This window comes from Thermogemmatispora sp. (assembly GCF_019683755.1).
Lineage (GTDB): Bacteria > Chloroflexota > Ktedonobacteria > Ktedonobacterales > Ktedonobacteraceae > Thermogemmatispora.
In genome coordinates this window covers 21,278-33,201 of record NZ_JADGHT010000010.1, presented here as the reverse complement: position 1 = coordinate 33,201, position 11,924 = coordinate 21,278, and the positions used below count along the sequence as shown (strand labels likewise).

Below are 11,924 nucleotides of genomic sequence, written 5' to 3'. Positions count from 1 at the left end.
CGCCTATCTCGCGGCCAGCCTGCCCTTGGGAGGCGTCTCCACTCTAGAAGAAGGGGCCAGAGAGGGAGTACAATAAAAGGACAACGTAGTGAACTCAATTGCCAGTATCGCCGGTGGAGTGGTCTGTTATTATGGAACATGTATTGTTGGAGCGATTGCGACAGGGCCCGTTGCTGTGTGACGGAGCAATGGGCACCCTGCTCTACGCGCGGGGCGTGCCCTACGAGCAATGTTTTGACTTGCTCAATGTGACGCGCCCGGAGCTGATTCAGGGCATCCATCGCGAATACATCAGCGCCGGAGCCCAGATCATTGAGACCAATACCTTTGGTGCCAATCGCCTGCGTCTGGCTGCCTACAATCTGGAGGATCGCGTCCGCGAAATCAACTTTCAGGGGGTGCGCCGGGCGATCGAGGCTCGCGAGATCGTCGGCTTGCCCGTCTTTATCGCTGGCGCGGTTGGACCAAGCGGCCAGCCACTCCAGGCTCCTGAGACAGGGAGGCTCAGCGAAGTGCGGGCCGCTTTTCGCGAGCAGATCGAGGCCCTCCAGGAGGGGGGGGCCGAGCTGCTGATTTTGGAGACCTTTACCAGTCTGGCCGAGCTGCGGCAGGCCATTCTGGCAGCTCAGGAGGTCGGTGGATTGCCGATCGTGGCACAAGTCAGCTTCTATGAAGATGGGCGCACGCTCTCCGGTCAGTCGGCGGCCAGTGTCGCGCGAGAACTCTATGAGCTGGGAGTAGATGTCATGGGGGCCAATTGCTGCGTTGGGCCGGCAATGACACTGGAGGCCTTGCAGGAGATGATTGCTGCCCTGGCGGGGGAGATCCAGAGCGCTGAGCTGCAAGGGAGGCGACCTCCGCTTTTTTCGGCTCAGCCTAATGCTGGCTTGCCGACCCGCATCGGCAATCGCTTCTTTTATGTCTCGACGCCTGACTACTTTGCTGACTACGCTCTGCGCTTCGCTCAGGCTGGGGTACGGCTCATTGGAGGCTGCTGTGGAACTACACCGCGCCATATCGAGGCTATGCGTAGGGCGCTTGATACCCACTATGGGCGCGGTGGTGGAGGCGCGAGCCTGCCGGAAGGTGCCGGCCAGCAGAACGGCACGCCTGCGCCTACCCAGGGAGCGGAAAGGAGCCGGTCGGCCCCGTCGTTGATTCAGGTGCGCAGCGAGCGTCGTCCTCCCATCGGTACACTGCCTGAAGAAGAGGTCATTTTGCCCCAAGAGGGAAGTAAGACCCGTCTGCAGCAGAAGTTAGAGGCTGGCGAATTCGTCATCAGTGTCGAATTAGACCCGCCGATGGGCCTCAATCCTTCCAAGATTTTGGCAGGGGCTGCTCAGCTCCAGCGCGATGGCGTGGACTGCATCAACATTGCTGATAGCCCTCTGGCCCGCGTGCGCATGAGCTGCATCGCCCTGGCGCGCCTCATCCAGGATCACCTAGGCATAGAGACAATCATTCACTTTACAACGCGCGATCGCAATTTGATGGCGCTGCAGGCCGAGTTGCTCGGTGCTCATGCTCTGGGACTGCGCAATATTCTGGCGTTGACGGGCGATCCGCTACGCGTGGGCGACTATCCCAATACGACGGGCGTTTGGGATGTCGATTCGGTTGGACTGATCCGTATCCTGCGTGGTATGAACGAGGGACATGATGCCGCCGGCGGCTCGATCGGCGCCAAAGCCTCTTTCCACATTGGGGCGGCGCTCAATCTCAATATGAGCGAGGAGGAGGCCGAGCGTGAGATTGAGAAGTACTATCGCAAGTTGGAGGCCGGGGCGCACTTTATCATGACCCAGCCCATCTATGAGCTGGCTCCTTTGGAGCGCTTCCTTAAGCGCGTTGGCAAGCCACCGGTCCCCATTATTCTCGGCTGCATTCCCCTGCATAGCTGGCGCCACGCCGAATTCCTTCACAATGAGGTCGCCGGCGTCACCATTCCTGAGCGGGTGCGCGAGCGCATGCGCGCCGCAGGCGACCAGGGGACGGAGGAGGGCTTGCGCCTTGCGCAGGAGTTGCTGATGGAGGCGCGTGACCTCGTCCAGGGTGTCTATTTGCTTCCCTCTTACCGACGCTACGATATCGTCGGTCGCCTCACGCGCTTGCTGCGTGAAACTCCTGCCGGTGCCTGAGTGCGCTACCGACCGTGACGGCGCTCGCCGTGCCTCTCTGGAAGGAAAAGGGGCGCTCTGGCGTACGGTGAGCACTGATGGCGCGGCGGGAGCTGCTCGGCGCTGCCGGTAGATCCCGACTGATAGGCTGAGCAGCTCCCGCCCTTTAGTATCCTTAAGGAGCGTTGGCGGCCTCACTCTCGTAGACAAGACCTTCGGGAAGGTCTTCAGAGCGCTGCTGGGCTGCATAGCGCTGAGAATACTGACGGCTCGTGCCAGGAAGGAATGGCCCGCCTGGCAGGCTCCAACCATGAGGACGTGAGACCACGCTGATACGTGGAAGCACGAGCGAGGCCGCCAGCCGATAGCGGTCTCTGATATAGCGCTGGAGAGTATCTGCTAATTGTTCTTCTGCCTCGTAGAGCGTTTCCGCGTAAGTGAATGAGTGGACGGTGCGTCGGCCAATAGTGACATGGCCAGTATAGAGCGTTCGCATGGGCATGCCTCTGCTGTCGGGTTGTGCATCACATGCACAGAGAACCCTCAGAGCCAGCACTCCTGGTAGCGACCTCAGAGAGCAAGCGCCGCGCCCAGGACGTGCTCACAGACCTGAACGAGCAAGCGGGAACTGGAAAGCTGAGTAGGGATACAGGGACCTGCCAGCCACCTGGAGGGCCGGTAGACAGGCCTGCTGCGCCAGCCGGCTTCTCCTACACGCCGGCGATGAAGGTGCCAGCGTGGGGGGCAAGGGAGATGGAGGCGGTGGCCAGGCAACCGCTCGTAGTGGTCCTCCTTCAAGTTTCCGGCACCGCGAACCCAGATACGCGGCGCGGAAGCAGCATCTGAAGCACAGACAATGCGCATAGAAGGACGCAGCCAGCGATCTTCCGCGTCAGGTGAAAGCTTAGAGGATAGGGCCAACAAACGCATTACCTCAATAAGTATAACATAAGATAGGGCCACTCTGTGGCGACATACTGGCCTGTCAACAGGCCAAGCAGGCAGATATGACACGAAGAACAGGACCGAGCGGCCACAGAGGCGGGCTTGCTGCTGCCAGAGAACAGACACCAGGTGAGAGGCGGCCTGAGAAGGAGGGCAAGGGTAGCTCAGAAGAACCCTGGGTTACTCGAGCGCGCGCAAAATCAATTGACTTCCCTCATCCCTTATGCTACACTTTATCCGTCTATCCACGGGATAGACACTCGCCCTAGAGTTAACAGGTAAGCAGGTCATCACAAGTCAGGAAAGGAAAAGGGAGGTTTGGCCTATTAACAGAGATCCTCGGGGGAATGACCGGACGCGCGAAACACGGGTTAATGAGCGCATTCGGGCACGAGAAGTACGCCTCATCGATGAGAATGGCGAAATGATCGGTGTGATGCCGACGCCCCGCGCTCTTGAAATTGCCCGTGAGAGGGATCTGGATTTAGTCGAAGTGCAGCCCAACGCTGTACCACCGGTCTGCAAGTTGATGGACTATGGAAGGTACAAGTACGAGCAGGCCAAGAAAGAGAGCGAGGCGCGCAAGCACCAGAAGACGATTACGCTGAAGGAGATTCGTTTGCGCCCTCGTACTGATGAACATGATGTCGGTGTGAAAACACGCAAGATCCAGGAGTTCTTAGCTGATGGCGATAAGGTGCGAGTCAGCGTCCAGTTCCGCGGACCGGACTTGCGCCACCCAGAGATTGGCCGTAGGCTGCTGGATAGCATCGCCGAGACCCTCAAGGGAACGGCGGTCATCGAGCGCCCGCCCGTCATGGAGGGCCGGGTGATGTCGATGATTATCTCGCGCGCGCCGGGGTGGGAACCGCCCAAGAAACAGGCACCTGCCCCCACCGGTAAACGCCAGGTGGCAACGGCTGCCGCCATGGCTGGCAGTCAGGCACCAACCTCCCCATCCGCTCCTGCCGCTGGGAGCCAAGAGGTGGGGGAAGCCACTGATACTCAGCAGAAGTAGCGAAAGATGGTCTTTCTCTGTCACATTCCCTCCTGAGCTTTCTCTGTACTAAGGGTGCAGGGAGATCAAGAGAGGGCATACAGCGCCGGGGCTTCCTCAGACCTCTGTCAGGAGGGAGGCCCCGGCTGTCAGCAGCAGCTTCTGACAGCTAAGCTACTCTGGCTGAAATCGGCAAGTACAGCCGCTGTTGGGGTCTCTCCCCACTGGTCGTTGTTGGAGAGCTGGAGCCCTGTCTCAACCGTCGCTTTCTGCCTCCCTCCTGTGTTTGCAGGAGCGGATGCTCTTCTCCTGTAGAAAGACAGACGACTTGATACATCTTGCCAAAGGACGTAGTTTCCAGCAACTACGTCCTTTTTCTTCTCTACCCGCATGAGCGGTTGACTTTTCGTGCCAGGACGACTACCATACGAAAAGGATTGCCCTGGTAGCTTCACCGCAGATGCTCTGTCTGCTGGTGATCTAGTCTGTTTCCTGATCGCCGGCAGCCTGGTTTTGTGGAAGGACACGGCGGCTGCTGTTGTGCGCCTCTACCTGGGACCAGGCGGATGACCCTCTGGCTCATCCTGGCCAGTGCAGGCTCCGGTCGCGTCCTGTCTTACTTAGGTTCTGTCTGGAGCTGGCCTATTCTCGGGCGGCAGGCTGCGCGACTGACTGCTGACCCTTCCGTCCGCTTCGGCTGCTGCCAAGCCTGCTTGGCTGCACTGACTTGCCTGTACTTGTGATTGCCTCTGCCTGCTGTTTCTTACCTGTCATTGGTTGCTAGCTAGCTAGAGACGCATTCTTGGGAGGAATCTGGTGAGCAACTATTATGACCCGCGCTGGTATGAAGACAATGAGCAGCGCAGTTGGAGGTCCTTTTCTACTGAGAGTGTCCCCGACTCCGGCTCTGATCCGCAAGCGCCATCTGCTGTCTCTGCTTCTGCTGGTTCTGCTGGCCCCTCATCTGACCAGTCTACACCTCCTGGTTGCCGTGCTGCTGTCCGTCGTACTGTCACTGTGACTGCGCTGCTCATTCTGGCTTTCATTGCCGGCTGGTTTAGCCACCAGTTTTTCTCTTCCGGCTCCTTCCCCGCCAGTAGTCAGTCACAGAAATATGCTCAATTGGTGCAGCAAGCCTGGACCTTGGTCGATCAGAAGTACGTTGATCGTAAAGCTATTAACTACCAGAAGATGGCCTACAGTGCCATCCAGGCTATGCTTGATACCCTTGGTGATAAAGGTCATACGCGCTTCCTCACGCCTGATCAGGTCCAGGCCTTCAACCAGTCGCTGAGCCCAACCCTGGTTGGCATTGGCATCTACATTCAGCAAGATCCCACTACCAAGCAAGTGGTCATCAGCGACACGGTACCTGGCGCGCCGGCGGAGAAAGCTGGCCTGAAGCCGGGTGACATTCTGCTTTCGGTGAATGGTCAGAGCGTCCAGGGGAAGGATTTGGAGACGATCAGCTCACTCCTGAGAGGGCAGGAGGGTAGCTCTGTCTCGCTGACCATCCGGCGTCCGAGTACTAATCAGACCTTGACCTTTCGCATGAGACGTGCCCGGATCACTGTGCCAAATGTGATCATGCACTACATCCCTGAGATCCATGTGGCCCACATCCAGATCGTACAATTCGCCGATGGGGTCAGCGATCAGTTACGCACCAGTATTGAACAAGCCAGGAAGCAGGGGGCCAGAGCGATTGTGCTTGATCTGCGAGGCAATCCGGGCGGCCTTGTCGAGGAGGCCATCAACACGGTGAGCGAGTTCCAGGCCAGCGGCACCGTCTTCCTGGAGCAAGATAGCTCAGGGAGCCGCACCCCCTATCAGGTCACGGGGCATGTGGTCGATGCCAAAATCCCTCTGGTGGTGCTTGTTGATAATGGGACAGCCAGTGCTGCGGAAATCGTCTCGGGCGCTTTCCAAGACAACCATCGGGCAATAATTATTGGCACTCGCACCTATGGCACGGGTACAGTGCTACAGCAGTTCCCTCTCTCGGATGGTTCTGAGCTGCTGCTCGGGACAGCCGAATGGCTGACACCTGATGGTCACTTTATTCGCCAAAATGGCATTCAGCCGAATATCGTGGTCTCGCTCAAGAGTGGCCAAAGCCCGCTGACGCCTACGGCTGAGAATCGCGATCACCTGAGCTATCAGCAGATTCTCCAAAGCGGCGATAGCCAGCTAATTCGGGCCTTGCAGTATCTCCAGGCCAACACACGCTAGTCTGGGCGCCGTGGACTATGACGCCCTTTGTTCTCTTGCAGTCTTGTTGCTTGTCTGCTTGCCTGGCTGTCTGCTGCTGGAAGCCGGAGGGCCTGCTCTCCTCAGCAAGCTGGCTGAGCTGGCTGGCTGCGGGAGGACCAGGGAGAAATAGGGCAGTGGGCGCGCTATGGTGGGGTAAGGCTCGCTCCAATGGCAGCGGTGCGGGAGACTAAGTGTCGTGCGGAGGCGAAAGGAGCCTTCTCCCGCTGAAAGGAGAAGGGGATAACTGCGAGCAGCAGGCAAGGGCAGAGTTGGAAGCCTGGCGGAGACTGCCCTGTCTCGGCATACAGCTTCCTCTCGGCTGGCTGCTCTTACAGAGGTCGCCTCAGCGATGACTAGCGCTTCCTGCGCCATTGCCAGCGCTGGAGCAAGAATCTTTACTGTTCCAGGCGACCAGGCAGCCTGACGTCCCTTGCGCTGTAGTACTTGCTTTGCTCTCGATCGACGAGCAGAAGATCAACCTAAGTCGAGGCGACAGGTGCGTAACCAGTGGACCGACGACCCGACAGAGTACTTAAAGGCAGAGCGGCATATTGAGCCGTCCGCTCTAGCGTCGCGCTGAGGAATCGCCCTCCTGAGGGTTATAAGGGGCTTGCCACCTCGGCTGCGCTCCTTGTGACTGGTATGGTGGCTGACCTGGAAAAGGCGGGTAAGGCTGTGGTGCCTGCGGAGACCCCGGCTGGTAGCCGGCATAGCTCCCCCCTGATCCTGCTGGCCAGGGTGTCCCACCCCACCATGACAACTGAGAGGGAGGGAGGCCGGCAAAAGGAGGAGAGCTTGCGGAGGCTGAGCTAGCACCGGGATAAAGGCCCTGTCCGGGGGGAAAGGGCGAACCTCCAGGCCACTGACCAGTCAGACCCGGGCCAGGTCCCGCGCCGGCGACCTGCGTCTGCTGGGGCCCCAACCTGGCAGTAGCGGGGCTGGCGCTGCGACGGCTCAGTAGGATAATCAGACCCTTGAGCACCAGCGCCAGGCCGAAAAAGGCTAGACCGCCGCCCAGAATCACCCAATAGGGATAGATATATTCGCCGCTGCAAGCTGCATAGGCCACCACGGCCCCGAGAGGAATCAGCAACATCCCCACCACTAGCTGTAGCAGCGGCTTATCCTTGGCCGAAACAAAGCGGTAGAGCCAGTAAAACAATCGAATCACAAACTTGCTCCTTCCTCAGAACAGAACAAGACAGCAACCGGTCGATGGGATTGGCCATCGATACAGGTTTCTATTTTAGTAAAGAGAGAAAGGAGCAGTCAACTAGCTCTAGCTACACTGGGTCTGAGCAGTAGCAGCAAGGTAATATTTGCTTGTCGGTGGATGATCGAGTATCGTGGTGATAAAGCGTGTAGCCTTAACGACCTGCTCTAGCGAGATACCGGTTTTGATGCCCATACCGTGGAGCATGTAAAGCAGGTCCTCAGTCGCCAGGTTGCCGCTGGCACCTGGGGCATAGGGGCAGCCACCCAGGCCGCCGGCAGAGGCATCGACGCAGCTCACTCCCATCTGTAGCGCGACCAGCACATTGGCCAGCGCGGTACCGCGTGTATCGTGGAAGTGGACCGCCAGGCGGTCGAGGGGAATCGCCCCATCTGTCACCAGCAACTCCAGCACCTCAACCACCTGATTAGGAGTTGCCACGCCGATCGTGTCGCCTAAAGATAGCTCAGCTACCCCCATCTCCAGCAGCTCCTGAGCCACTGCCAGCACGCGCCGCGGCTCAACCCGTCCCTCATAGGGGCAGCCGAAGACCGTCGAGATATAGCCGCGAACGCGCACCCCTTCGCGCTGGGCCAGAGCCAGCACGGGGCGAAACTGAGCCAGGCTTTCTGCCACTGTAGCATTGATGTTATGCTGCGTGAAGCTATCGCTTGCCGCAGTAAAGACTGCCACCGAGCGCAGCCCGGCAGCCAAAGCGCGCTCCATACCCTTGAGATTAGGCACCAGAGCGGTCAGACGCAGTGTTGCTGGCAGGTCACGCAGGCCTGCTATGACCTCGCTGGCATCGCTCAACTGCGGCACGGCGCGCGGACTGACGAAGGAAGTGACCTCAATCTCTGTATAGCCTGCCTCGGCCAACAGACGGATAAACTGGATCTTCTGCTCCGTCGGCACCTGGACTTTTTCATTCTGCAAGCCATCGCGTGGTCCAACTTCGACGACGCGTACTTGAGGCGGTAGAGTCGACAAATCAAGCTTCATCGCTAGACGCGGCCCCTTCACGGACTGACAAGCGTGACGACCGACGCGCTCCTGCTTCCCACTCTGTAAAGCTGCTCAGCGAAGTGGAGACAGCGTGGCGGGGGCTGCTCTCTCCTTTCTCCGACATGGAGTCTGCTTAACCGGAGCTGAGGTGACGGGGACTGGCAGAGACCGGCAGGGAGACAAGCGAACTCTGCCCAGCCTTTCAGCGTCAGATGCTCGTTCTCTGTTTAAGGAAACTGACCGGCGAGCGAGCTAGAAACAGCAACACTTCGCAAGCCGGTCAGCCAGCCCAAAACCAGGCTTCTTTATCCCGACCTAGGAAAGGTTGGTCGCCTCTCTCATCACTGAGGACTGAGCCATCGCCTGCTTAGGTGAGGCGGTAGCTCGCTTCTTCTCGCCAGTGCCTGAAGCAGGCGTCGAAGGCTGCGGCGCCGGCAGCCGGGGCTGTTCCGCGGCTGCCGCCAGCGACTCTGGTGTAGCTGAGCTGCTCAAGCGCAGTACTCGCACCTTCGTAATGCGCCGTCCGCGGGTTGCCAGCACCGTCAAATTCAGATCCCCATAGGTAATCGTATCACCGGCCACGGGGATCTTGTCGAGCTGAGCATACAAGAAGCCCCCGAGCGTCTCATAGTCCTCGTTATCGAGCTTCGTCCCCATCAGCTCGTTGAAATCGTCGATGTTCATCTTCGCATCGACGATGTACTCAGTATCGCTGACGCGCTCGTACAGGTTCTCCTCGCGATCGTACTCATCCTTAATGTCGCCGACGATCTCTTCCATCAGATCTTCAATCGTCACTAGGCCAGCCACCGAGCCATACTCATCAACGACGATCGCCATGTGCGTGCGACGCTGACGGATCTCGCGCAGCAGATCATCGAGCTTCTTGGTTTCCGGCACGAAGTAAGCCGGGCGCACCAGCTCTCGTACCAGGCGCGTATGATGGCCCTGCCGCAGCTCTTTCAAGAGATCTTTCGTATAGAGAATGCCCAGGATATTATCGAGCGAACCCTCATAGACCGGGATACGGGAGAGGCCGCCCTGCAGGGCCACATCGACGGCCTGATCAACGGTGGTCTCGGCCTCCAGCGTAATCATATCGATGCGGGGGACCATGACCTCGCGCACCGGCGTATCGGCGAACTCGAAGATACTATGAATCATCTCCTTCTCTTCTTCCTCGAGTACCCCCTCCTGCTCTCCGACCGAGACAAGCAGACGCAGCTCTTCCTCCGTCACGAAGGGGCCAGCGTGCTTCAGCTCGCCCCCGAGCAGGCTCGCCAGCGAAGTCGTGATTACCCCGAGCAACCAGACCAGGGGCCTCAGCAGCCAGGCGGCCAGGCGCACAAAGCCACTCAAGGCACGTGCCCAGCGCAGAGGGTTCTGCACAGCGGCGGTTTTGGGCGTAATTTCACAGAAGATCAAGACGATCAGCGAGATGAGCACAGTTGCGATCAGCTCGCCCCAGGTGGCCGAGAAGCGCAGCGCCAGCACTGTAGCCATGCTAGAGGCTACGATCACCGCGATACTGTTGACCACCAGGATCGTCGAGAGGAATGTATTCGGATGCGCCAGCAGACGCTCTAGCTCGGCAGCCTGTGGGTCACCCTCCTCGACGAGGTTTTTCAGTTTGATGCGGCTGACCGAAGTCAGCGCGGTTTCGGCGGCGGAGGCCGTAGCACACAGGATCAGAGCGATAAAAAGGATGACCAACTGCAGCCAGGCCACACCGTCGAGCTGGGGGAGAGAGAGACTAAGAGCGGCGGCAATCCTGACAAGGGGTATGCCATCGGCGTCCATAGTCGTAATTACTCCTTTTTGCCTCCTTCTGCTTCTGAGGAGGCCTGCTCTGCTGCTGTGGGATCGAGCATGCGCAGCAGACGGGCGGGCACACCAACCACCAGCGCATGAGGAGGCACGTCGCGGTTGACCACTGCATTGGCGCCCGTCATAGCTCCCTCACCGATGGTCACGGGCGGCACAATGATCGTATCGCAGCCGATAAAGGCGCCGTCCTCAATAATCGTGCGATACTTCTGACGTGTGATCCCATTATAGTTGGAAGTCACTGTACCCGCACCGATATTGACATGAGCCCCGACAGTGGCATCACCAATATAGCTGAAGTGATGCATGTCTGTTTCCGCGCCGATATACGCATTCTTCACCTCGCCAAAGTTGCCCATACGCACACCGCGGGCCAGGTGGGCGCCAGGGCGGCAGTGGCTAAAGGGGCCGATGCGTACGTCGTCTTCTAGAATAGCCTCTTCAAGAGCTGAGTTACGAATGATACAGCGATTCCCGATGATCGAGGAGTCAATGGTTGTGCCGGGACCGATCCGGCAACCAGAACCGATTTGCGTGCGACCTGTGATCATTGTGCCTGGCAGGATGACCGTATCGGGCCCGATAGAGACCTCGGCATCGATGTAGGTGGCCGCGGGATCAACGATCGTGACGCCCGCATACATGTGGCGCTCCAGAATGCGCCGACGCAGGATTTGCTCGGCTGCTGCCAACTGTACCCGATCGTTCACTCCGACGGTCTCCTCCAGCGCGCCGGTCACAGTCGCGATGGTGCGCCCTTGTGAGCGCGCAATCGCCACCAGATCAGTGAGATAATACTCCCCACTGAAGGGATTGCGTGCGAGGCGGGGCAAAGTTTCCCAGAGCCAGGAGCGCTCGAAGCAGTAGACCCCCGAGTTCACCTCTTTGATGCGCCTCTGCTCTTCGGTGGCACGCTTGACCTCGACGATCTCTACGACGGCTCCCGAGGCATCACGAACCACGCGCCCAAAGTCCGAAGGCTGCTCGCTCATAGCTGTCAGGAAGGTGACAGTAGCCTGACTCTCCACATGCCGGACCAGAACACGGGCCAGCATCTCGGCACTGATGAGAGGCGTATCGCCATAGCAGACGAGCACGATTTCGGGAAGAGGGGTCAGAGCATCAACAGCCTCGCGCGCAGCCAGGACAGCGTGGCCGGTACCCAATTGCTCTGCCTGCAGGGCATAATAGCAGCGCTCGCCAAAGGCGGCCTGAACCTGGGCGGCTTCGCAACCGACGACAACAATGGGGCGATGGGCGGTGATGGTGGCTGCCAGCGGAGCAAAGGCAGAGGTAAGAGGGATGGTTTCCACGGCATTGAGCACGTGGCCTAACATCGGCAGCCCGGCCAGCGGATGGAGCACCTTGGGAAGGGCGGAACGCATCCGCGTGCCCTTGCCCGCCGCAAGGACCACGGTCGCATAGGTCTTCATTGTCGAATTCACAGAACCTCTTGTTTCATAGCTATCTCCTCAGCGGCACATGCCTCTGCGCCACGCACCGCCGGGCTAAGCTGCTCTGAGCTGAAAGGAGGACAACGCACCTCAGCCTCCTTTGCGGCTCAGAT

The 11,924-nt window shown here is 59.1% G+C and carries 8 protein-coding genes; 3 read left to right on the top strand and 5 right to left on the bottom strand.

The window, feature by feature from the left end; all coding sequences use genetic code 11:
• Nucleotides 1-131 precede the first annotated feature (131 nt).
• Nucleotides 132-2,138: a bifunctional homocysteine S-methyltransferase/methylenetetrahydrofolate reductase gene (locus IRZ24_RS01860; protein WP_297160020.1), complete on the top strand. Its 2,007-nt coding sequence runs from the start codon at nt 132-134 to the stop codon at nt 2,136-2,138.
• A 154-nt stretch (nt 2,139-2,292) separates the two neighbouring features.
• On the opposite strand, the gene IRZ24_RS01855 is transcribed toward IRZ24_RS01860, so the two are convergent.
• Nucleotides 2,293-2,619, bottom strand: a complete 327-nt coding sequence (locus tag IRZ24_RS01855) for a hypothetical protein (protein WP_297160019.1) — start codon at nt 2,617-2,619, stop codon at nt 2,293-2,295.
• A 732-nt stretch (nt 2,620-3,351) separates the two neighbouring features.
• Between IRZ24_RS01855 and infC the strand changes: the two genes are divergently transcribed.
• A complete protein-coding gene (gene infC / locus IRZ24_RS01850) occupies nt 3,352-4,080 on the top strand; it encodes a translation initiation factor IF-3 (RefSeq protein WP_322480727.1) in 729 nt (242 codons plus the stop codon).
• 795 nt (nt 4,081-4,875) lie between these two features.
• The gene (locus tag IRZ24_RS01845; RefSeq protein WP_297160017.1) at nt 4,876-6,291 is read left to right on the top strand and encodes a S41 family peptidase; all 1,416 of its coding nucleotides are present in this window, start codon (nt 4,876-4,878) and stop codon (nt 6,289-6,291) included.
• Nucleotides 6,292-6,877: 586 nt separating this feature from the next.
• Here IRZ24_RS01845 and IRZ24_RS01840 read toward each other — a convergent pair.
• The 4 genes from IRZ24_RS01840 to glmU form a co-directional block, all read right to left on the bottom strand.
• On the bottom strand, nt 6,878-7,483 hold the full coding sequence (locus IRZ24_RS01840; RefSeq protein WP_297160016.1) for a hypothetical protein: 606 nt from the start codon (nt 7,481-7,483) through the stop codon (nt 6,878-6,880).
• Between the two features lie 108 nt (nt 7,484-7,591).
• Entirely contained in the window at nt 7,592-8,527 is a 936-nt protein-coding gene (locus IRZ24_RS01835; RefSeq protein WP_297160014.1) for a hydroxymethylglutaryl-CoA lyase, read from the bottom strand.
• A 318-nt stretch (nt 8,528-8,845) separates the two neighbouring features.
• Entirely contained in the window at nt 8,846-10,330 is a 1,485-nt protein-coding gene (locus IRZ24_RS01830; RefSeq protein ID WP_297160013.1) for a hemolysin family protein, read from the bottom strand.
• Between the two features lie 8 nt (nt 10,331-10,338).
• Nucleotides 10,339-11,802, bottom strand: coding sequence for a bifunctional UDP-N-acetylglucosamine diphosphorylase/glucosamine-1-phosphate N-acetyltransferase GlmU (gene glmU / locus IRZ24_RS01825; protein WP_297160011.1), 1,464 nt, complete (start codon nt 11,800-11,802; stop codon nt 10,339-10,341).
• Nucleotides 11,803-11,924 lie beyond the last annotated feature (122 nt).

Excerpts from the sequence above, each read along its gene's own strand:
- IRZ24_RS01835 (WP_297160014.1), bottom strand. The coding sequence starts at position 8,527 with ATGAAGCTTGATTTGTCGACTCTACCGCCTCAAGTACGCGTCGTCGAA.
- IRZ24_RS01860 (WP_297160020.1), top strand. The coding sequence starts at position 132 with ATGGAACATGTATTGTTGGAGCGATTGCGACAGGGCCCGTTGCTGTGT.
- IRZ24_RS01830 (WP_297160013.1), bottom strand. The coding sequence starts at position 10,330 with ATGGACGCCGATGGCATACCCCTTGTCAGGATTGCCGCCGCTCTTAGT.
- IRZ24_RS01855 (WP_297160019.1), bottom strand. The coding sequence starts at position 2,619 with ATGCCCATGCGAACGCTCTATACTGGCCATGTCACTATTGGCCGACGC.